Source organism: Halobacillus sp. A1 (assembly GCF_024189295.1).
In the GTDB taxonomy this organism is placed as follows: domain Bacteria; phylum Bacillota; class Bacilli; order Bacillales; family Halobacillaceae; genus Halobacillus_A.
The window spans coordinates 1-21,235 of sequence record NZ_JAIZEN010000029.1 but is presented as its reverse complement, the minus strand read 5'-3'; the positions used below and the strand labels follow the sequence as shown (position 1 = coordinate 21,235).

19 protein-coding genes are annotated in these 21,235 nt (G+C 39.7%); 11 read left to right on the top strand and 8 right to left on the bottom strand.

Annotated features, from left to right (window positions below; genetic code table 11):
• Window positions 1–14 precede the first annotated feature (14 nt).
• On the bottom strand, window positions 15–209 hold the full coding sequence (locus LF817_RS18355; RefSeq protein WP_253937268.1) for a hypothetical protein: 195 nt from the start codon (window positions 207–209) through the stop codon (window positions 15–17).
• A gap of 83 nt (window positions 210–292) precedes the next feature.
• Window positions 293–619 (bottom strand): hypothetical protein, encoded by a 327-nt coding sequence (locus LF817_RS18350; protein WP_253937267.1) that lies wholly within the window; start codon window positions 617–619, stop codon window positions 293–295.
• A 424-nt stretch (window positions 620–1,043) separates the two neighbouring features.
• Here LF817_RS18350 and LF817_RS18345 point away from each other — a divergent pair, with 424 nt between their 5' ends.
• The 4 genes from LF817_RS18345 to LF817_RS18330 all read left to right on the top strand — a co-directional run bounded on the left by LF817_RS18345 (window position 1,044) and on the right by LF817_RS18330 (window position 5,158).
• Window positions 1,044–1,679 carry a TetR/AcrR family transcriptional regulator gene (locus LF817_RS18345; protein ID WP_253937266.1) on the top strand — a complete coding sequence of 212 codons (636 nt, stop codon included), beginning with the start codon at window positions 1,044–1,046 and terminating at the stop codon, window positions 1,677–1,679.
• Window position 1,680: 1 nt separating this feature from the next.
• Entirely contained in the window at window positions 1,681–2,592 is a 912-nt protein-coding gene (locus tag LF817_RS18340; RefSeq protein ID WP_253937265.1) for an ABC transporter ATP-binding protein, read from the top strand.
• Complete coding sequence (locus tag LF817_RS18335; protein ID WP_253937264.1) at window positions 2,592–4,196, top strand: ABC transporter permease; 1,605 nt, start codon at window positions 2,592–2,594, stop codon at window positions 4,194–4,196. Before LF817_RS18340 ends, LF817_RS18335 begins: the two co-directional genes overlap by 1 nt.
• A 173-nt stretch (window positions 4,197–4,369) precedes the next feature.
• Window positions 4,370–5,158 carry a class I SAM-dependent methyltransferase gene (locus LF817_RS18330; protein WP_253937263.1) on the top strand — a complete coding sequence of 263 codons (789 nt, stop codon included), beginning with the start codon at window positions 4,370–4,372 and terminating at the stop codon, window positions 5,156–5,158.
• A 64-nt stretch (window positions 5,159–5,222) separates the two neighbouring features.
• Here the strand turns inward: LF817_RS18330 and LF817_RS18325 are convergent, their stop codons facing one another.
• The gene (locus LF817_RS18325) at window positions 5,223–6,260 is read right to left on the bottom strand and encodes a metallophosphoesterase (RefSeq protein ID WP_253937262.1); all 1,038 of its coding nucleotides are present in this window, start codon (window positions 6,258–6,260) and stop codon (window positions 5,223–5,225) included.
• Window positions 6,261–6,790: 530 nt separating this feature from the next.
• Between LF817_RS18325 and LF817_RS18320 the strand changes: the two genes are divergently transcribed.
• The 4 genes from LF817_RS18320 to LF817_RS18305 all read left to right on the top strand — a co-directional run bounded on the left by LF817_RS18320 (window position 6,791) and on the right by LF817_RS18305 (window position 12,412).
• On the top strand, window positions 6,791–7,708 hold the full coding sequence (locus LF817_RS18320) for a proline dehydrogenase family protein (RefSeq protein ID WP_253937261.1): 918 nt from the start codon (window positions 6,791–6,793) through the stop codon (window positions 7,706–7,708).
• Window positions 7,709–7,733: 25 nt separating this feature from the next.
• Window positions 7,734–9,281 carry an L-glutamate gamma-semialdehyde dehydrogenase gene (pruA, locus tag LF817_RS18315; RefSeq protein ID WP_253937260.1) on the top strand — a complete coding sequence of 516 codons (1,548 nt, stop codon included), beginning with the start codon at window positions 7,734–7,736 and terminating at the stop codon, window positions 9,279–9,281.
• A gap of 251 nt (window positions 9,282–9,532) precedes the next feature.
• Entirely contained in the window at window positions 9,533–10,798 is a 1,266-nt protein-coding gene (locus tag LF817_RS18310) for a PucR family transcriptional regulator (RefSeq protein WP_253937259.1), read from the top strand.
• Window positions 10,799–10,930: 132 nt separating this feature from the next.
• Window positions 10,931–12,412, top strand: coding sequence for a flotillin family protein (locus tag LF817_RS18305; protein WP_253937258.1), 1,482 nt, complete (start codon window positions 10,931–10,933; stop codon window positions 12,410–12,412).
• Between the two features lie 446 nt (window positions 12,413–12,858).
• Here LF817_RS18305 and LF817_RS18300 read toward each other — a convergent pair whose 3' ends face one another.
• Entirely contained in the window at window positions 12,859–13,023 is a 165-nt protein-coding gene (locus LF817_RS18300) for a hypothetical protein (RefSeq protein ID WP_253937257.1), read from the bottom strand.
• Window positions 13,024–13,692: 669 nt separating this feature from the next.
• Between LF817_RS18300 and LF817_RS18295 the strand changes: the two genes are divergently transcribed.
• Window positions 13,693–14,667, top strand: coding sequence for a DUF4003 family protein (locus tag LF817_RS18295; RefSeq protein WP_253937256.1), 975 nt, complete (start codon window positions 13,693–13,695; stop codon window positions 14,665–14,667).
• Window positions 14,668–14,773: 106 nt separating this feature from the next.
• Window positions 14,774–15,724, top strand: coding sequence for a homocysteine S-methyltransferase (mmuM, locus tag LF817_RS18290; protein WP_253937255.1), 951 nt, complete (start codon window positions 14,774–14,776; stop codon window positions 15,722–15,724).
• Window positions 15,725–15,870: 146 nt separating this feature from the next.
• Here mmuM and LF817_RS18285 read toward each other — a convergent pair whose 3' ends face one another.
• The 3 genes from LF817_RS18285 to LF817_RS18275 all read right to left on the bottom strand — a co-directional run bounded on the left by LF817_RS18285 (window position 15,871) and on the right by LF817_RS18275 (window position 20,154).
• Window positions 15,871–16,485, bottom strand: a complete 615-nt coding sequence (locus LF817_RS18285; RefSeq protein ID WP_253937254.1) for a spore coat protein — start codon at window positions 16,483–16,485, stop codon at window positions 15,871–15,873.
• A gap of 109 nt (window positions 16,486–16,594) precedes the next feature.
• Complete coding sequence (gene ppc, locus LF817_RS18280; protein WP_253937253.1) at window positions 16,595–19,360, bottom strand: phosphoenolpyruvate carboxylase; 2,766 nt, start codon at window positions 19,358–19,360, stop codon at window positions 16,595–16,597.
• A 500-nt stretch (window positions 19,361–19,860) separates the two neighbouring features.
• On the bottom strand, window positions 19,861–20,154 hold the full coding sequence (locus LF817_RS18275) for a hypothetical protein (RefSeq protein ID WP_253937252.1): 294 nt from the start codon (window positions 20,152–20,154) through the stop codon (window positions 19,861–19,863).
• A gap of 154 nt (window positions 20,155–20,308) precedes the next feature.
• On the opposite strand from LF817_RS18275, the gene msrB reads away from it, so the two are divergent.
• Entirely contained in the window at window positions 20,309–20,866 is a 558-nt protein-coding gene (msrB, locus tag LF817_RS18270) for a peptide-methionine (R)-S-oxide reductase MsrB (protein ID WP_253937251.1), read from the top strand.
• A 278-nt stretch (window positions 20,867–21,144) separates the two neighbouring features.
• Here msrB and LF817_RS20455 read toward each other — a convergent pair whose 3' ends face one another.
• A complete protein-coding gene (locus tag LF817_RS20455) occupies window positions 21,145–21,231 on the bottom strand; it encodes a hypothetical protein (RefSeq protein WP_371925099.1) in 87 nt (28 codons plus the stop codon).
• Between the last annotated feature and the right edge of the window lie 4 nt (window positions 21,232–21,235).

The following is a 21,235-nucleotide window of genomic DNA, read 5'->3' as shown; positions in this document are numbered from 1 at the left end:
CAACGATGATGTTGTTATAAAGTGAGCAGGTCTTTCATCTCTTTTGTGTTAACCATTCTCCATGAGAAATCAGGAATATATTGTTCCCAGTTCACTCCGAACACCATTCCCGAAATAACCAGTACACTGAAAAATAAAGTGAATACTGTAAAAATCATAAGGAAACATTCGATCATCTCTTTATTAATGGAATTTATTATTGATTTCATTTTGGTTGTCTACACCCTTTACTATATGTTCTTTATTTTTGGACATGTTAAATAAGCCCTTAAAAAAGGAAATAATGAAATCGTTAATTGGCAGAGAAGTAATTGGAATGATGTTTCATGAAGGTGACCGCGTCAGGAATCAAAGAGATAATTGATGGGAACTGGTTCCTGAGTGAAATGAAGTAAAACTTATAATCATCGGGAGGTAAAATAAGGTAAGTGAAAGAATCTTGTATCTTTCCTTTTTGAGGAGCGGGCGTATTAACAAGAATACTCTCATTAATCGAGGTATGTTGCTTGGAGAAAACATCTTCTAATGATGTACCTTGAAAGTCTAAGGCGGGAATTTGAGCGATAAGGATGCACCAAATAGCCGTCACTAGAACACTTGCGATTCGATGTCTATTCAAAGCAAGCCCGCCTTTACAATTTTTATTTAAGTATACATAATTAGGAAACAGAAAGATATAGGTTGTTACACTCACAAGAATAAAAAGTAAGAATTATTAAGATGTACACTGACATGTTACCTTTTTGGACTCCAACTTAACCCCTTAGACCTTGCTCTTCATCGGCATTTTTCTGCATGTTCAAAATACGTTAAACGATTCCTGTAGTCGTAGGAATCGACTAAGGAACCTTTAAGTAAATATATTCAAAGAAGGTTGTAAGCTTGTCTGGATATCAGGCAAGCCTTTTTGTGTTATTTATAAGAATTACGTGCAACTATTACGTTTTACCTAAAAAAATAAAAGTTGACCAGACTGGTCTAAAAGAATATAATGTAATCGACCAGGTTGGTCTAAAACTTCCAGGTAAGGGGGGAACTCTTTTTTGAAAAAGTTCCAAAACTTAGACAGAGATAAAAAAACTCGGATTTTGAACGCCGCTTTTCAGGAGTTTTCTGAAAAAGGGTTTGAATTGGCTTCGACGAATTCAATTGTTAAAAAAGCAAATATCGGAAAAGGGATGCTGTTTTATTATTTTAAGAATAAAAAAGAACTTTATAACTACCTGATCGATTTTTGTTTTGATATTACGATCGATGAATACCTTCTTAAAATAGATATTGAGCAGAAAGACGTCATTGAACGCTTTAAGCAGGCAGCCATAATTAAAATGGCCGCCTTTGCTGAGTATCCAGATGTATATAATTTTATGGGAACTGTACTTTTAAAGGGAGAGGAGCATATCCCCGATAAGCTCAAACCTAAGTTTAACCGATTACAGGAGCTTGGTTATTCCAGGTTATACGAAAATATAGATTACTCCTTGTTCAGAGATGATATTGAAGTGGATAAAGCATTCCAATTGATCCAGTGGGCGATAGAAGGCTATCAAAATAAATTAAAACAAGAATTGTATGGGAAGAATTTTTCGGAAATAAATTTTGATCCCTACTGGGAAGAATTTTTCGTATATCTTGAAATTTTAAAAACGAGCTTCTATTCAAAAGGAAGGGATGCATAGTATGGCTATCCTGAAAACGAAAAACTTAACAAAAAAATATGGAAACTTCAAAGCTCTGGATGGAATTGACCTGGAAGTGAATGAAGGGGAGATTTACGGATTCATAGGACCAAATGGGGCAGGGAAATCTACCGCGATCCGTGTGTTGCTCGGTATTTTAAAAGCTACTGAAGGAGAAGCTCGAATTTTCGGAAAAGATGCATGGGAGGAAGCGGTTGATATCCATAAGCGAATAGCGTATGTACCTGGAGATGTGAATCTATGGCCCAACTTGACGGGTGGAGAAGTCATCGATCTTTTCATGAAACTTAGGGGAGCAAAACAACAAACCCTTCGGGAAGAGCTGATCCGTAAATTTGATTTCGATCCTTCTAAGAAATGTAGGGCGTATTCAAAGGGGAATCGCCAAAAGGTAGCACTCATAGCTGCATTCGCTTCTGATGCGGATCTTTATATCTTGGATGAACCTACCTCAGGCTTAGATCCTCTTATGGAGCGAGTTTTTCAGGACTGTGTATTAGAAGCAAAGAAAAACGGAAAAAGTGTTTTGCTGTCCAGTCATATTTTATCCGAGGTTGAAAAGCTGTGTGACCAAATCGGAATTATTAGACAGGGGAGGATCATTGAAACCGGTTCACTCAAAGAACTGCGCCATTTGACGAGAACTACTCTCTATATGGAAACGAAAGAGCCAATGAAAGGCTTGAGTGAAGTGAAAGGTGTTCATGACGTCGCTGACAAAGCCGGAGGAGTGTCCTTTCAAGTGGATTCAGAACATATGGATGAAGTTATCCAGTATGCTAGTTCATTCGGAGTCCTAAAGATAGAGAGCGCTCCTCCCACTTTAGAAGATTTATTTATGCGTCATTATGAAGGGACGGAGGCATCCACTCACTTAGGGGGCGGTCAATAATGTCAAGTAAACTTTATGAAAAAACGGGCATATTGTCCACATTCATTCTGCGGCAGGATCGTTTCAAGATTCCTATTTGGCTTATTTCGATCATCGGATTTACGTTACTAGTGGCTTTTTCTTTCACTTCTCTATATTCAAGTGATCAAGAAAGAATGGCTATGGCTGAGACGATGGTCAACCCAGCCATGGTAGCGATGGTGGGAATTGGTTACGGAATAAACAACTATACTTTCGGAGCTATGATGGCGCATCAAATGTTATTGTTGAGTGCAGTTGTTGTAGGTATGATGAGTATTTTAATTGTTGCCCGTCATACTAGGACGGAAGAGGAAGATGGACAAATCGAACTCATTCGCTCCTTACCGACGGGTCGATTGTCCACTTTAGCATCTACATCGCTTGTAATGGTTGGTGTCCATATAGTTTTAGGATTACTGACAGCTACGGGTTTAATTTTTATGAATATAGAAAGTGTAGACGTAGAAGGTTCGCTGCTTTATGGAGCCGTATTAACTGCTACAGGGATCTTTTTCACCTCAGTTACTGCTCTTTTTGCTCAAGTCTCGGAAAGTGGCAGAGGTGTGGCAGGTTTATCGATGAGTGTGCTTGGAGCGGCATACCTCATACGCGCTATAGGAGATGTCAGTAACGAAACATTAGCCTGGTTCTCACCATTGGGGTGGGTAACTCGGACTGAGGTTTATGTATCTGATATCTGGTGGCCTGTTTTTCTGATGGCTGCAGTGGCTGTTGTCATTTTTATTGCTGCTTTCTATTTAAGCTCTATCAGAGATTTACAGTCCGGGTTCCTGCCTACAAGAGCCGGCAAGAGAAACGCTTCCGCCTTTTTACAAAGCCCGTTTGGTCTCGCATTAAGACTTCAGAGAACGGGTATTATCTCTTGGGCGGCAGGAATGTTAATTTTAGGGCTTTCATATGGATCGGTGTTGGGAGATTTGGATTCGTTTTTTGAAAGTAACGACATGATGACGGATCTCCTGCGTCCTGTGGATGGTTTTTCTTTAACAGAACAATTCATAACACTGCTTATGGCTGTTATATCAATGATTTGTACGATTCCCCCGCTGATGGCTGTCTTTAAACTTAAAGGCGAAGAAAATAAGAATAGAGTGGAACACTTGCTGAGCCGTTCGGTATCGCGCTGGCGGCTGATGGGTAGTTACCTTTTAATAGCATTAGTGAACAGTTTTGTAATGCTGTCACTGGCGGCTTTTGGGATGGGAATGGCCGGCTTGGCAGTAATGGAAGACCCGATTGATTTAGCCACATTTTATCAGGCGGGCATCGTTTATTTACCTGCCATGTGGGTCATGATAGGAATGGCAGTTTTCCTTGTAGGTGTTAAGCCCTCTTTAAGCAGCATCGCTTGGTTATATTTAGGATATTCATTTATCACCGTTTATTTAGGAGGGTTGTTTCAGTTTCCTGAGTGGGTGACGAATTTATCCCCTTTTGCTCATATCCCCCAACTGCCTGTAGATGAAATGCAATATACAAATGTATTTATTTTGACTATAGTTGCTGCGTTATTTATGGCAGCAGGATTGCTGTTCTATCGAAAACGGGATATTAAAGGCTAGTATTTGTAACCCTCTGATCCTATTTAAGGAATTAGAGGTTTTTTTTACTATATTTTCTGGTATATGATGTTGGTGATAACGATAACTGGAGATCCAGTCGATCACAGAATCCAAAATATAATTTCACAAAGCCTTACATTAAAGAAGAAGTTGATTAAGAAGGGGAGAAGTAAATGGAAACGGTAAGTCACAACAGTAAAGCCTGGGACAAAAAAGTTGAAGAAGGTGTGACGTACACGAAAGCAGTAAGTGGAGAGGAGGTCGCTGAAAGTAAAAAAGGAAATTGGAGCATATCTGTTACTACAAAAAGAGCGGTACCTCGTGATTGGTTTCCTGACGATTTAAAAGGACTTCGTATCTTATGCCTTGCTTCAGGTGGCGGTCAGCAAGCTCCAATACTCGCCGCTGCAGGTGCTGCGGTGACTGTAGTCGATTTATCTGAGAAACAACTGGAACAAGATCGAATGGTAGCTGAAAGAGAGAATTTAAAAATTGAGACACTGAAGGCTGAGATGTCTGATTTGAGCAAACTAAATGATGAAATGTTCGATATCATTGTTCATCCAGTATCCAACGTGTTTGTAGAAAATGTATTACCAGTGTGGAAAGAAGCTTCACGAGTATTAAAAACTAATGGAACTATGATTGCTGGTTTTACAAATCCTCTTCTTTACTTATTTGATGACGAACAAGAAGAGAAAGGGGTATTAGATGTCAAATACTCGATTCCCTTTTCATCCAAAAATCATCTGTCAAAAGATGCTCTCCTAAAACTAGAAGAAAATAATGAAGCGCTCGAGTTTGGTCATTCTCTTGAAGATCAAATTCAAGGTCAAATAGACGCTGGGTTCGCTCTCACAGGTTTTTATGAAGATGATTTTGGTGGAATTAGATTGATTGACCAATACATCAAGTGCTTTATGGCCACTAAAGCAGTGAAAGTAAAGAATAGTCGTCTCTAACCTTCTCCTATAGAAGAGATGATGCTTTTACGCAGGAGAAACGAATAGACCAATAATTTATTTATTAATCACTGGTCCATCTAAACTTATGTTTCTTAACTTCGAGTGGAATCTCCATATAAAATTCATCTTTTCCAGGATACTTCTCGTTATCGTAGAAATTATAGCCATTCAAATAAGGAGAATAAGTCTTTACATGGATTTTATTTTCTTTCTGCTTCACTTGTAATAAACGTAAATAACCTTGCCCGCCTTCTGGTCCGCTTTGATAATTGGCGAGCATCTGATATATCTTCCGGTCAGGTTTCCCATCTCCATCATCGTCTATGTGATCGACCAAAGTTTCACTGCCATAATAATGCCCGCTTAGTATAGCCGCTACATTTTTATTTGGCCTGATAACTTGATCGTAAACGAGCTGGCCGATCCGGCTTCGTTTACCTGAGCCAGTTAAATAATCATGGAGGCCAATAAAAGCGATGCGGTCCGGGTATTTTTCTACAATCCCTTTCATCCATTCGACCTCCTTCTCGCCAATTCCCCAGCCCATATAAATCATAATAAATTCATTTCCTTTAACATTGATCAAATCGTAATGGCCACGGTTGTCTTTATAAGAATCCCCGTAGTATGAATTACGTTCAAATCGGGCTGAACCAAAATACTTCGAGAATTGAGAATAACCATTGTTATTTGGATCGATGTCATGATTGCCCGCCAGAATCCCGTAAGGCACTTTAGCGCTTTCTAAAACTTTCATATTTTTGTTAGCATGCTGCCATTGCTCTTCATCATTCCAAGTATTTACTATATCTCCAGTATGGAAAACATACGGAATATTAAGTTTTTCTTTATTATTTGCTATCCACTCCACCATATTCAAATATATGTAGGGATAGTTTTTTGCGTAATACTGAGTATCTGTCATCCATACGAGTGTGTAGTCATATGGCGATTTTTTATTTTTATCTTCAGTAGATTTTTGAGAATGGGCAGGTAAAGAAGGAAAGTCTTTGGTATCAGCGCTTACCTGCGGAATATGGATCGTAAAAATAATCGTACATAGAATAACTGCCAATGCATTTCGGATGTTGTGCCCCATGATATCCTCCTGTTTCTAAGTGAGCTTTCCATTACGCCGCTTACTAATAAGGGTTGCGTGATGTAAGTAAAAAGTCGCAAATCCCTTAATTCCTTAACATGTAGTTTATCTTTGCGGTGAGTTAATTATGCGAAGAAGAATTGGAATTTACTTCATCTCTAGCATGATATTTCAAACATGTCTTCTCGAAATGACGGACTAGATTCAGTTATCTTTCAGAGGAGATATTGTAAAAGGATTAAATTAACAATACCTTTTTAAAAAAATTGTTGACTTAAACTATTTTTAAGACCAAATGTTTTAACCCTGAATATGAAAGCAATCCGATTAAACCTTTTTTGCTCAGTTTTTACCGTTTAGATCCAATTTTGTGTGCATCGCACAATAGGGACGTCATATATTTGTGAATTGGACACGTTGTCATTATGCGGCAATAATCGTTATAATTTTCTTAATAGATTTAATTCTATGAATTCCATCATAAATCCACATGGTTTAAATATTAGTATGGAAGAAAGGGTGTGGTGATCTTGGAAGCCATAAGTAAGAATTTTTTCTTATTCCTTTCCAATAACAAGTTGTTAGATCGCTTAGCTAAGCGGTATGGAACTAGATTTGGGGCTGACAAGATTGTAGGGGGAGAAACATTTTCCCAGGCAATACCGTTAATTAAAGAGTTAAACCATGATGGTTTACAAGTGACCGTTGACCATTTAGGAGAATTTGTGAATTCAAAAAAAGAAGCGAGGGAGAGAGCGAAAGAATGTGTCTATACGATTCAGGCCATCGCCTCGCATCAATTGAATTCAGAAGTTTCTCTAAAGTTGACTTCTCTAGGCTTGGACATTAGTGAAGATTTGGTCATGGAAAATATGAGGCTGATTTTACAAGTAGCCGAACAGCATGGAGTTACAGTTACCATTGATATGGAAGATTCCTCTAGGTGTGGAGCTACACTTGATATATATAAGACACTGAAAGAGGAGTATGAAAATCTTGGAACAGTGATTCAGTCGTATCTGTTTCGTTCAGATGAAGACTTAGATGCTTTAGATGAAACTAATCCCTATTTAAGACTTGTCAAGGGAGCTTACAAAGAATCTGGCAAAGTCGCATATTCCGAAAAATCTATGGTGGATGAAAACTTAAAGCGTTTAATAAAGAAAAATTTATTAAACGGCCACTATACTGCAGTAGGAAGTCATGACGATGCTATGATTGAGTACACAAAGAATCTAGCAGAAGAACAAGGGATTTCCAAAGACCAATATGAATTCCAAATGCTCTATGGTATGAGGAATGAAACGCAGAAAAAGTTAGTCCAGGAGGGATATACCGTTCGAGTATATTTACCTTATGGAGAAGATTGGTATGGGTATTTCATGAGGCGTATGGCCGAGAGACCTGCCAATGTGGCTTTTGCGGTTAAAGGAATTTTAAAAAAATAAATCATTTCGAAAGGGGAATTTTACTATGGTAACAGCTTACAAACACGAACCATTCACAGATTTTACAATCGAGGAAAACAAAAAGGCATTTGAGGATGCATTGAAAAAAGTAAAACAGGAATTAGGACAGAAACATGATTTATTAGTTGACGGTCAAAGAATTAGAACGGACCAGGAGATTGTTTCAACTAACCCTGCGAATACGAAAGAGATTGTTGGTACGGTTTCCAAAGCTAATCAGGAAATTGCTGAGAAAGCTGTAGAAGCAGCAGCGACTGCTTTTGAAGATTGGAGAAAGTGGGATGAACGTGCACGTGCTGAACTTCTTTTTAGAGCAGCAAGCATCATCCGCCGAAGAAAACATGAATTCTCAGCTTATCTAGTGTATGAAGTTGGAAAGCCATGGAAAGAAGCCGATGCTGATACCGCTGAAGCGATCGATTTCCTTGAATATTATGGTCGCCAAATGATCGAGCTGAAAGATGGTAAACCAATCGAAAGTCGTCCTGGTGAACAAAACCGCTATATTTATACTTCTACAGGGGTAGCTGTAGTCATTCCTCCTTGGAACTTAGCTTTCGCGATTATGGCTGGTACGGCTGTAGCTCCACTTGTAACAGGAAGTACTGTTGTGCTGAAACCTGCAAGTAACAGCCCGGTTATCGCTGCTAAATTTGTGGAAGTGCTTGAAGAAGCAGGACTTCCTAAAGGCGTACTGAATTTCGTGCCTGGCAGCGGTGGTGAAGTGGGGGATTATTTAGTCGATCACCCTAAGACTGCATTGATATCCTTCACAGGTTCTCGTGATGTTGGTACTCGCATCATGCAGAAGGCAGCTGAAGTGAAAGAGGGGCAGAAGCACCTTAAACAAGTAATTGCTGAAATGGGCGGTAAAGATACTGTGGTTGTCGACAGCAATGCCAACCTTGAGACAGCTGCAGAAGCGATTGTCGTCTCAGCATTCGGTTTCTCCGGACAAAAATGTTCTTCAGGTTCAAGAGCAGTAGTTCATGAAGATGTGTACGATGAATTGCTTCAAATGGTAAAAGAGCGTACTGAAAAATTAACGGTAGGCAACGCATCTGAAGAAAACGTATATATGGGACCTGTAGTTGATCAGGGTGCTTTTGATAAGGTTATGAGCTACATTGAAATAGGGAAAGAGGAAGGGCGTCTAGTAACAGGTGGTAAAGGTGACGATTCCAAAGGGTATTTCATCGAACCAACTGTATTCGCGGACCTTGCTCCTGACGCCCGTATGCAGCAAGAAGAGATTTTCGGACCAGTCGTTTGTTTCACAAAAGCGAGAAACTTTGATGAAGCGATCGATATTGCCAATAATACTGAGTATGGCTTAACAGGTGCTGTCATCTCTGATAACCGCGACCATTTAGAAAAAGCGAAGAGAGATTTCCATGTAGGAAACCTTTACTTCAACCGTAATTGCACGGGCGCAATTGTAGGATACCAGCCATTTGGCGGCTTTAAAATGTCCGGTACGGACTCTAAAGCTGGCGGGCCAGATTATCTTGCCCTGCACATGCAAGCCAAAACAATCTCTGAAAAATATTAAAGTTAAATAATTGATGCTAAGAAGCCCTCATTTTTGAGGGCTTTTTTTTCGTTTTTCTTTTTCTTTGTACAAGAACTCGCTATAATAGTGGAAGACTAGTCCATTAATTTATTCAAGGTCAGGTTATCATTCCTTGTTGTTTTAATAATAAGCTGTTGATTTTCATAAAGAGAATCGTTGCTTTTATTAGAGATGAATAGGGGTTGGAAGGAGCCTTTAATAAGTGAGTGCTTGGAAAGGTAAGGATTTATATGGAAGTAAAGGATTTGATCCTCCAAGTAGAGGATATTCATAAGGCAACCGAATTAATCAGTTCCGCTCTAGGAAAACCCGTAATAATCGAAAATAAAAATTTTGAACTGATTTCCTATAGTTCATCCTTTGATGAATTCGATCTTACGCAGCAAAAAACGATTTTATCAAAAAAATGTCCGATTTTTATAATCGACCGTCTAAAAAAAGAAGGGATTGTGCAGCGTCTTGAAAAACGCCCCGACCCAATCCGCATTCAGCCAATCGAAGAGTTCGGCTTCCATCAGCGAATCGTCATTTCTGCAAAACACTTGGGCCACACAATGGGGTACATTTGGGTTCAGGAATCTGATGAGCTTCTAACTAGTGAGGAACTGGTTTTATTAGAAGAGATCACTCCTCATTTGGGTAAACTCATCTATGACGTATATGCCAGAGTGAATGCAAAAGAAGGACGCAGGGAAGAGCTGCTTTGGAAACTGCTTCATCATGAGTACGGCAGTGAAAGTCAGATACGTCATGATGCTTCATTAGCCAAACTCACTCTCCCGGAACGTTTTTCTGTTATGGTATTTTCAGTCACGACCCCTCAGCATAAATACTTATTAGATTACTTGGAGAAAGTGGTACAAAGCCATAAGAAGTCCGTGCATTATTTAAAAACGGAATTCCAAATGATCCTTGTCATTCACGGGGATGCCGAGAGTGAATTTTCATCAAGAAATTTAAGCAGAATCATCATTGATGATGTTAAATATGAAACAGGGGAAGAGGAGTTCTATTATTTTCTGATCGGCGTAGGGAAAGAGTATACAACCCTTTACTATTTAAGGAAAAGTTTTCTTGAAGCCCTGGAAGTCATTGAAACAGCTAACTTTATCACACCGCGCCCTGAGTCAATGCCGAGAGAATTCGCAAAACTCGGTATTTATCGATATTTGGCTGCTTTGTATGAAAAAAACAGCTCTGAAGATTATTATAGTGAAGACTTATTGAAATTAATTATGAATGATACTGATAAACAGACGAATTTGCTTCGGACCTTGGAAGTGTATCTGGCCAATAATGGGAAAGCGAAACAGACAGCGAATGAACTGTTCATTCATCCGAACACGCTCAACTACCGAATTAAGCAAATTCAAGAGCTGACGAATATTGATTTCAATGATTTCAATATGAAGAGTTATTTATATACGGAATTGCTTCTCTTAAATAACGTAGAGGCTTACTATCAACGTTATAAAGAAGCAATCAGTCATATTTAAAAAAGTCGTCTTGTTGTAGAGACGATTTTTTATGTTTTCAGATAAGTTTCTACAAATCTATTAAGAAGTATTTTCTTTTTAAGACAAAATGTTACACTATAACTAATTCTTTTTTAGGGGGTACAATTACATATGAATGTTGCAAGTGTGCTTATCATTATCATTCCCATTCTAGTGGTAGCTGCTATTGCTGCCGTGGTTGGATTCTTTTGGCTGAAACTGAGGTATCGAACGGCCAAGTCCAACGAAGCTTTAATTATTACTGGCCCGAAACTTGGTGATCCGGACAAAGAAACGAACATTTTTACAGATGATGAAGGTCGTTCTATGAAGATAATTCGAGGCGGCGGATACCGGTTAAAGATGTTCCAGACTTCGACTCCAGTGAATTTAACGAGTTTTCAGCTTAAGCTAGAAACTCCTAAGGTATACACGAACGGAGGAGTTCCAATTGTAGCAGATGCCGTTGCCATGATTAAAGTAGCGGACAGCTTAAAAGGTATAGCCAATTATGCTGAGCAATTTTTAGGGAAAGAACAAGATGAAATCGAACAAGAAATTGTTGAGGTACTAGGCAGTAATCTACGCGCTATTCTTTCTAAAATGACTGTAGAAGGAATTAATGAGGACCGAGAAAGTTTCAATGAGCAAGTGACTAATATTGCGCAGCGCCAGTTAGATGAGATGGGTTTTAAAATTACATCACTAGGCTTAACTGATTTGCGCGATGCAGATAAAGATAATGGATACTTAGAAAACCTTGGCCGCCCGCGTATTGCTGAAGTTCGTAAACAGGCAGAAATAGCCGAAGCTAACAGTCAACGTGAAACTCGTATGCATGTGGCTCGTACGGATCAGGAAGCTAAAGAAGAGGAATACAAGCGGGAAAGTGCCATTGCACAGTCAAGAAAAGAGAAAGATATTAAAGATGCGGCGTTCAAAGAAGAAACAGAACGAGCGCGTGCGCAGACTGAACAATCCTATGAATTGGAACGTACAAAACTTGCCAAAGAAGTTCAGGAGGAAGACTTACAGATCAAGCGTCGCGCAAAAGAAGAAGAGTTGGACTTAAAGCATATCGAACGAGAACGCTTAGTTAAACTTGAAGATGAAGAAGCAAAAGTAAGGAAAGCAAAAGCGGATGCTCAAGCCTACGAAACAACGAAACATGCGGAAGCAGAAGCCCGGAAATCCTCTATCGCAGGGGAAGCACAGGCTAGAATCAAGAAAGAAGAAGGACTTGCTGATGCTGAAGTCATTCGTGAAAAAGGTCGAGCGGAAGCAGAATCTCGTCGTCTGATCGCTGAAGCGATGGAAAAACACGGGGACGTAATTATCGTAGAAAAAATGATCGAAATGCTTCCATTATTTGCTGAAAAAATTGCTGCGCCGTTGAACAATATCGATTCAGTGAAAATCATCGATTCAGGAAATGGTCAGGGTGTACCTTCTTTCGGAAAAAGCGTGACGCAAACGATGATGGATATGCATGAGCCGCTTAAAGAATTAACAGGTTTTGATGTGACGAACATGCTTTCTTCTATAGGAAAAGAAAAAAACAAAGAAGTTAAAGCTGAAGAAGATAAGTATAGTTATGCTGATGAAAAACAGTAAAACCCAGGTACTTTAAGGTAAGCAGTGTTATTTCTGTATTAAGGCATACGAATCAGCAGACCAAATCGCAAAGGATTTGGTCTGCTGTTTTTTCTTTGTATATCAACGATTATTGGGAATTACTAATCGGATTAACATATAAAGTCGCAATCTTATAGTGTAATTAAAAATAGCTGTTGTAAACGTGCTTATTTTTTAGTTGTTTTTATAGAGCAAGTATGTTGTGAAATTTGTTAGGGTTAGTCTTGAACAAACGGGCAAGGTAGTTTAAGACTTGGATTCCACACATTGGGTGAGGGGATCAGGGCGGCGGGGAATGGTTCGCTTTCCGTGGGAGCGCGATGAGCTTCCCACAGGAGTCTTCACCATTCCCCGCCGCCCTTCACTATATATGCGCTTCTCGACATCCACATCATAAGAAAATTCTTAGACCTTCTATTCCATGCTCAACTCAACAAATAGTAACCGAGGGGACTTCCTCCACTTTTTTTCGATAAGGAAACATCGTACTTCTTCGTTCCTCGTGTTTCTTTTATCTTCAAAAGCCCAGTCCAGTCCAATACGCCGCTGACCAAAGCGCTTCCGCATTCAAAGCTAGGAGTCTCGCCCATTCATAAAACCACCTCATATAAATGTGAGAGACGGAACTTAGAAATTAGTTCTCATGTACCAACATTCGGAGAAATTAAATAAGTAAGCTACCTGAACAATTGGCATAGACCACTGGAGTGCTATCAAGCTTCAGCGCTTTTTTACTTAAGAATTCAAGCAGCTTCTCAAACACCCCATGCAAAGTAAATGGAAAAAACTTTTATCAAGAAGCAGCGTCTTCTATAGGACTGTCTGGTGAGAATTTTGCGCTCTACAGCAAAGTTTTCAACATGGCAGCATGTTAGCTAATCACCATAAGAACATCAATCTTCGCCTTTTCTTGAAGCGGTTTCGATATACTTATTAGGCAAAGGGGCGGAGGGAAACGGTGAGACTCCTGGGGGAGGCTCAGCGCCCGCCCCGCGGAAAGCGATCCGTTTCCCGGAGTCCTAAATTCTCATTATGTCTCGAAACTGAGTCTTCCACCATACGAGGGAGCTTTAGTTTTATTAAGACAATTTTATAGCGTTAAACACACTTCTTTTTCAGAATTTAGCTGTTTTTTCACATTTGATCCCAAGTATAGTAACTACCTGACATTCCCAGAATGGCTTTTTACTAAATAATGAAACTTTTATGTACCTTTACTCGTAAAGTTATAACATACTTACGAGGAGGAAGAAATCTGAATGGTAACAGAAAAATTGGAAAAATATATAGACATTTTTAATGTAATGAATGATGAAATTAAGTGGTGCGATAAAAAGATCCTCATGATGGCATCATCCGTTTACGTCATCAAAGAGAGAGCGTTCAATATAAATGAGTTCGTAGAACTAAGTGAACACATTAAAACAAATGCAGGAATGTTCTCGCCCTTGAATTCGAATTTGCGATTCTCTGTGGCTTCCATGCTTGACACACGTTTTGAGCAGCCGAAAGAAGTAGTCCAAATATTGAACGCATATTATGATAAATTGGTCGAAGGCGGTTTTAAGAGAGGGAATTTTACTTACATTGCCGCGCTCGCCATGATGACAGATAATGTGGAAACGTCACATATAGAAAATAAAATCGATCGAGCACTATATATATATAAATCTATGCGCCAGGAACACCCTTTCATAACGACGAACGAGGATTATCCATTGGCTGTGCTTTTGTCCGAAAGAGAAGGTGCAGTTAAAGATGTAATTGCCAGGATAGAATATTTTTATAAAGAACTCCATACATCGAAATTCAGGAAAGGGAATGACCTTCAATTTCTCAGCCATATTCTTTCGTTAAGCAAAGAGGAAGAGCCGGAAGTATACATCAAAAGATCTATAGAGGTTTTAGAGTCATTAAAGCGCGCTTCTATTAAACCTAAACCTATACATTATCCAGAAGTCGGTCTTCTTTCTCTAATCGAGCATACGGACATAGAACTTGAGAATACAAAACAATTAAAACTGAAACTTGATAATCAGCGGCACTTTAAATGGCAAAGAGAGCTCAATTTTAAAGTAGCTGTGAATCTTGCTGTAAGTGAAAGTCTGAAAGGAAGCAGTCTAGTTGAAACGGGGATGTTGACTACAATGGAAGCTATTATGCAAGCACAGCAGACTGCTATGATTACAGGGATCACGGCTGCTACTGCAGTGTCTGCTTCAAATAATGGATAAAGAATAGAAGAGAAAACTTTTTCAGGGAAAATGTACTGTAACAAAAGAATACCTTTATTATGGAACATTGCCGACTATTTTGAGTTTAGAGAAGGAGCTGGTATTTATGAACCCGATAGATAATATATTGAAAGAGCAGCCACTAGTTGTACTTGATGGAGCACTAGCATCGGAGCTCGAAGCTATAGGCTGCAATCTTAACGACGATTTATGGTCAGCACAGATCATGATAGAGCAGCCAGAGTCAATCAAGCAGATTCACTTGAAGTATTTTAAAGCAGGAGCAGATGTTGCCATTACCGCAAGTTATCAAGCATCGGTAGAAGGATTCATGAATCGAGGATTGACTGAAAGAGAAAGCATAGAACTTATAAAGAAATCGGTCTATTTGGCAGCAGAAGCGAGAGATGAGTTTTGGGAAGAAGCCGGAAACCGATTGAATCGTTCAAAACCGCTTGTAGCAGCTTCTGTAGGGCCTTATGGTGCGGTTTTAGCTGATGGTTCAGAATATAGTGGGAATTACACGATTAGTGAAGAAGGTTTAAAGGATTTTCATCGCCCACGCATGAAAGCACTGGTAGAAGCAGGGGCCGACGTTATCGCATGCGAAACACTTCCCAGCTTTAGTGAAGCAAAAGTATTAGTGAGTTTACTTAAAGAATTCCCGCAAGTCTATGCTTGGATGAGTTTCAGTGCAAAGGATCATTTTCACATTAGTGAAGGACATAGTATTGCTGACTGTGCGAAATGGTTAGATTCTTGCAGTCAGATAGCGGCAATTGGGGTAAATTGTACAAAACCGCAATACATTAGCTCACTCGTTCAACAAATTTCTGAAAATACTTCTAAACCAATTCTTATCTACCCTAATTCAGGCGAGGAGTATGTAGCGCAGACAAATTCATGGAAGGGTGAAGCGGACGACCTATCGATTGCGACCTATACAGAAAAATGGTTTGAAACGGGAGCACGTTTAATAGGGGGGTGCTGCAGGACTACACCGTACGATATTCAAATCATGTCAGATTATAAGCATAAGATGTGTCAAGAAGAATAGCGGGGAATGCGGTGTGGGAAGATGAAGGTGTTATTCAAAACGTACTTTTCTCGCAGTAGTGCTGAGTGACGCTTACCAAAAAATATAATCGAATAAATGATAACAGCGAGCAGAAAGTTTTTAATTTTTCTGCTCGCTGTATGTTTTTAATTTATTCTTTGATCAGGAGTTTGTGCGTAACTGTTCGTCATTTGAGTCAAATCCTGTGCAGCCAGCTGAGGAACCTGATAGTACCCTCGCTTATTTTGATACAGGAAGATTTCATAGCTCATTTCAATTAAGTTCGGAACACTATCTCCGACCACTCTGCGAATGACAGGGTTGGTCATTTCAAGAGCCGTCATCGACATGAGGCCTGCTAATCCTTTTGTTTGACCTAGCATATAAGCTGACAGCCCTTGATCCGTTAAATCGTTAACGGATTGGTTCGGTTTCTTCGGCTGGCCAGGTTTCATTCCGTAGACGACATCGTTATTTTGACTCATGTTGTAGATGTGAGTAGACTGCGACGGTTTTTGTCCAGTCTGTAAACACTCGACCATAATGTTATAAAGTTGAGTAAGAAATTCCGTTTGATTCGTTAATATCTTTTTTAATTCAGCATCTTGAATATGCTGTTCGTACATTTGATACTGGTCTAATACACTAATTGTGGAAGCAATGACTTCGTGAGCATCAAATAATTCGTGACCTCCGTGGCTGACCATAGGAGCCATATTATTTGAAGCTTGTGTTCCATTTGTTTGTGGCTGTTGATCCATGTTAATCCCTCCAATGATATATTCTTGTCTAGTCTGTTGTTTTCAGGAGAAATTATGTACAAGTTATGGAAGATAAAAAGAACCTGGCAATTTTGCCAGGTTCCATAGATCAACCAGTGTTTCGCAGGCCAGCCGCTATTCCACTGATGGTGAGTAATACTTCAGTTAATAAGTCATCATTGGTGCCTGTTTCATCAAGCAAACGCAGTTCTTTGATCAATTCCACTTGCAGGAAGTTCAAAGGATCGACGTATGGGTTACGGAGGCGTACTGATTCCTGAATGGTCGGCTGGTGATCCAGCAGCTCTTCATCTCCTGTAATCTTAAGCAAGATGTCTTTTGTTTTATCATATTCTTCGACAATATTATTGAAGATCCGCTCGCCCATTTCAGCATCATTTGCCAGCGTGGTATATTCTTTAGCAGTTTGAATATCTGCCTTAGTCAGAGCCATTTGAAGATTATCAACCGTTGATCGGAAGAAAGGCCACTTCTCATACATTTGCTGTAAATGGGATAAGTTTTCATCGCTTCGGTCGGCATATTCTGCTAGACCTGTTCCAGATGCATACCATGCAGGTATCAATTGCCTGTTTTGTGTCCAGGCGAACACCCATGGAATGGCTCGCAAGTTCTCAAATTTGGTACTGTCTTTTCGCTTCATAGGGCGTGAACCGATATTGAGTTCGCTGATCTCTTGCAGAGGAGTGACTTCATTGAAATAAGTGAGAAAATCTTGGTCTTTAAACACTAATGATTGGTATTTCTCCAACGAAACATTAGCCGCTTCCTCCATAATTTCTTCCCAATTTTCCTCCGAACGATTGGTCTGCTCCGTTTCTTTAGAAATATGCGCCGCACCTTCAAGCAGTGTTGAAACACCTTGTTCTAAGCTGCGATAAGCAATGTCCGTAAGAAGGTAACGGGAGGACAAAACTTCTCCTTGTTCAGTAATTTTGACACCGTCTCCAAGCGTTTCAACAGGCTGGGAAGCGATGCTGCGATTCAATGGGCCGCCGCCTCTGCCAAGGGAGCCGCCGCGTCCATGGAAGAATTTAAGACTTACGTTGTACTCTTTAGCCATTTCGTGTATTTCCTGCTGAGCCTTATACAATCTCCAGTTAGCTGTCAGTGTACCTCCATCTTTACTTCCGTCAGAATATCCCAGCATGATTTCCTGATTGTTATTACGGTGATTCAAATGTTTATGGTAAACATCCATATTAAACAGCTTTTCAAGTATGGAAGGTCCTGCTTTTAAATCTTCGACTGTTTCAAGCAGTGGAGCCACATCTAAATTGCTTTCCACCGTCCCATCAGCATGTAGTCGATAAATGCCTGCTTCTTTAGCTAACACGAGTACTTCAAGCAGGTCACTTGCCGATTCGGTCATACTAATTAAATAAACTTGGATAGATCGCTTACCGAATTCTCTATGAGCTTCGCGAATCAATTGGAAAACTTTAAGCATCTCCTGTGTCTCTTCTGTATAATCTTCATTCAGTAGTGAGATTGGACGCGGGTCTTTCAACACTTCCTCAAGAAGATGAACTTTTTCTTCCTCTGGAAGGTCTGAGTAATTTTCAGTGATGTCCACCTTTTTCAATAACTCGGAAATTGCTGCTTCATGCTCGCCACTATGATTTCTGATATCCAGGGTAGCTAAATGGAAGCCGAAGAGATTCACTTGACGTACAAACTTTTTCATCATTTTCAAATCCCTTTTAGCTGGGTGATGCGCTTGTACATTTTTCTGAATGTGAGTAATATCTTCAAGCAGATCATCAGCTGAAGGGTATCCTATGTCTGATTGACCTATCTGGCGAAGCCGTTCCAAAACGATGGCGAACTTACGTCGATAAATCTCAGCCTCTACCCGCCATCTTTTATTTTCTGGAATCGTTTTCTCTTCTTTTTCAACGGCCTTGATGAAATCTTCTCCTACATTGACGCGGGTAGTGGAGTGACTGAACCGCTTCATCAATTCTACGAGCACTTCTTCATATTTCTTCAATACGATCTCCCGCTGTTTCTTTAAAGTAGACCAAGTAATCTCAGGTGTCACATTCGGATTTCCGTCACGGTCTCCACCTATCCAGGAACCGAAATGCAAGAAGTTGGGCACCGACCATTCTTCGTCAGGGTAAGTTTCATCAAGACGATTCTCTAATTCTTGATGTATATCAGGCAGGACATCAAATAGGGTCTGATCGAAATAATACAATCCATTTCGAACTTCATCCATTACCGTTGGTTTACGGTGACGAAGTTCGTCTGTCTGCCACAGGACTGTAATTTCGTTAAAAAGACTCTCTTCTATATTTTCTCTTTCGTTTGCTGTGAGATTGTTTTGGTCCAATTTAATAAGTATATTAGCGATCCGCTTTTGAATTTCAAGAACTGTTCTTTTTGTTGCTTCTGTAGGGTGGGCAGTGATGATTAACTCTAAAGAAAGATCATTCAATACATTTTGTATCACATCTTTTTCAATATTGTTCTCTTTAAGATTCAAAACAGCGCTTTCCAATGAATAAGGCTGGACGCCATGGTCATCTCTCAGCTGATATTCTCTGCGGCGTCTAATCCTATGGTTTTGTTCAGCGATGTTAACGAGATGAAAATAAATTGAAAAAGCACGGATAACTTGGGAACGCAAAGGGGGTTGAAGGTTCTGAATTTCTTCTTTTAATAAGTTGTAAGTATGAGCTTCTTGATTTTTTCTGAGATCTTTAGTTAATTTACGTATTGTTTCGACTTTATTAAGTAACTGGTCTCCACCGTGGTGGACGAGAATTTCCCCGAGCATATTGCCGAGTAAATTGACATCGTGCCTGAGGGGAGTTGTATGGTCGTTGGTTTGATTTTGTAAAGTCATACTTTCACCATCCTGTAAAGTCTTTGAATTTAAGCGAGGTAAGACCATCGCTCATATTTTAATTATGTTATCAGAATATTTTTTATAGTCAAATGTAATAGGGTTACGAGACAAGCGATAGCACATTTAATCCTTACATTTCTTCCATATCTCAATGTTGTAGTTTTTCATATTAGCTACCTCAACTTAAAGGCTTGTTATCGAGATATCATGGAAGTTTCCGTTACTAAGTATAGAGCTTGATGGTCCGGGAAATCACTTGCTTTCCATGTGCATAGAGGCTGGTTTGAACAGCCGGGGATAAAGAAAATCCAGAACATAGTGATCCGACGTTGACTTACAAATTTCGTTAGTCGCTAAGCTCTATAGCCGGGAAAAGCTCGAAATTCTATTCGCATATCAATGATAGGGTAGTTCCTTCTTTCCACTTCCTAACCACCCAGGAACCTTCATACGGTATCGATCCATTACGAAAAATCAGCAGCAACTAGTGTATGTCCTTATCCATGATTCATGTATTCACTCACTACGAAAGCCAAGTCATCGTTTCCAAAAAGTGATAATACGGTCAGCAGTGTCTCATTGGAAATCTCATCCGATTGTTCTCTAGGCACGGTGTGTTCCACTGCTTCTACTAATGTAGAGTTGTTTGGTTGGAAAGGATAGGCTTTTTGATACAGTTTATTAGGATCAAGGTCGTGGTTGATGCACCACTGTGCAAATATGAGAACCATCGTTTGTTCATCCTGTTGATATTTTTTTATAATTTCTTCTTCTATTTGTTTACGATTCATAAGAATACCCCTTTTTTTGATGGTTTAATCCATTATATCGGGTAACGGATAGACATTTCTATTATAAAACCTCTCCAAACTGACTGAGAAGCATGCTTCATGGTAAAATGAGATTGTAAGTAAGCCATCTTCGTCTGAAAGAAGGGGGATTCATATGAATAAAATTTTGTTAGCTTCCATTGTCATTGGGGCATTAGCCGTTTTTGTGGGACCGAGCGTTATAGACCGGATAGCAGGAAGCGAGCAAGCTTCTAGTGATGAAAAAGTAGATGCCAAAGACAAGCTTTATAGTGATGAAGAATTGAAGCAGAAGTTAACGGATATCCAATATGAAGTTACACAGGAAGACGGTACGGAAAAAGCTTATGATAATGAGTATTGGGACTTGAAAGATGAAGGTATTTACGTAGACATCGTTTCTGGAGAACCATTGTTCAGTTCAAAAGATAAATATGATTCAGGAACAGGATGGCCGAGCTTTACGAAACCGTTATCTAAAGAAAACATTGTAGAAAAAGATGATCCAGGTATATTCGGGATGAGAACGGAAATTAGAAGTAAAGAAGCTGATTCGCACCTAGGCCACGTGTTCTCAGATGGCCCTGAGCCGACAGGCCTGCGTTACTGCATGAACTCTGCGGCTCTTCAGTTCATTCCTGTTGAAGATTTAGAGGAAGAAGGGTATGAAGAATTTAAAGACGAATTCCTTTAGGGAATTCATAGCGAGACAGGCTGCCGACAACATGCAATTCGACAGCCTGATTTTTTGTTTAAGAGAAGTAGAAGTAAGACTTTTTCATTTGGCTATGTTAAAGGTGGTTGTTGATATTTATAAGTGAGTTATTCAACAATATGGCAGGATACTTGAAGACTTGAGTTCGAGACATTGGGGGGATCAGGGCGGCGGGGAAAGGCTCGCTTTCCGTGGGAGCGCGGTGAGCTTCCTCGGACGTCTGTACTGACCCCCGAAAATTGGACACGCCTATGTTATTAAGCAGCTTCTTCCAGCTTTTTTCGATAAAGTACAGGACTCGTTTTAAGGCGGGCTTTCATTCGTTCATTGTTGTAGTAGTCTATATAC

What these genes read in the sequence shown, in the direction of transcription:
- LF817_RS18355 (WP_253937268.1), bottom strand. Translation starts at nt 209, where the DNA reads ATGAAATCAATAATAAATTCCATTAATAAAGAGATGATCGAATGTTTC.
- LF817_RS18310 (WP_253937259.1), top strand. Translation starts at nt 9,533, where the DNA reads ATGGAAGTAAAGGATTTGATCCTCCAAGTAGAGGATATTCATAAGGCA.
- ppc (WP_253937253.1), bottom strand. Translation starts at nt 19,360, where the DNA reads ATGACTTTACAAAATCAAACCAACGACCATACAACTCCCCTCAGGCAC.
- LF817_RS18275 (WP_253937252.1), bottom strand. Translation starts at nt 20,154, where the DNA reads ATGAATCGTAAACAAATAGAAGAAGAAATTATAAAAAAATATCAACAG.
- LF817_RS18285 (WP_253937254.1), bottom strand. Translation starts at nt 16,485, where the DNA reads ATGGATCAACAGCCACAAACAAATGGAACACAAGCTTCAAATAATATG.
- LF817_RS18335 (WP_253937264.1), top strand. Translation starts at nt 2,592, where the DNA reads ATGTCAAGTAAACTTTATGAAAAAACGGGCATATTGTCCACATTCATT.
- LF817_RS18340 (WP_253937265.1), top strand. Translation starts at nt 1,681, where the DNA reads ATGGCTATCCTGAAAACGAAAAACTTAACAAAAAAATATGGAAACTTC.
- LF817_RS18300 (WP_253937257.1), bottom strand. Translation starts at nt 13,023, where the DNA reads ATGGGCGAGACTCCTAGCTTTGAATGCGGAAGCGCTTTGGTCAGCGGC.
- LF817_RS18330 (WP_253937263.1), top strand. Translation starts at nt 4,370, where the DNA reads ATGGAAACGGTAAGTCACAACAGTAAAGCCTGGGACAAAAAAGTTGAA.
- mmuM (WP_253937255.1), top strand. Translation starts at nt 14,774, where the DNA reads ATGAACCCGATAGATAATATATTGAAAGAGCAGCCACTAGTTGTACTT.
- LF817_RS18325 (WP_253937262.1), bottom strand. Translation starts at nt 6,260, where the DNA reads ATGGGGCACAACATCCGAAATGCATTGGCAGTTATTCTATGTACGATT.
- msrB (WP_253937251.1), top strand. Translation starts at nt 20,309, where the DNA reads ATGAATAAAATTTTGTTAGCTTCCATTGTCATTGGGGCATTAGCCGTT.
- pruA (WP_253937260.1), top strand. Translation starts at nt 7,734, where the DNA reads ATGGTAACAGCTTACAAACACGAACCATTCACAGATTTTACAATCGAG.
- LF817_RS18295 (WP_253937256.1), top strand. Translation starts at nt 13,693, where the DNA reads ATGGTAACAGAAAAATTGGAAAAATATATAGACATTTTTAATGTAATG.
- LF817_RS18305 (WP_253937258.1), top strand. Translation starts at nt 10,931, where the DNA reads ATGAATGTTGCAAGTGTGCTTATCATTATCATTCCCATTCTAGTGGTA.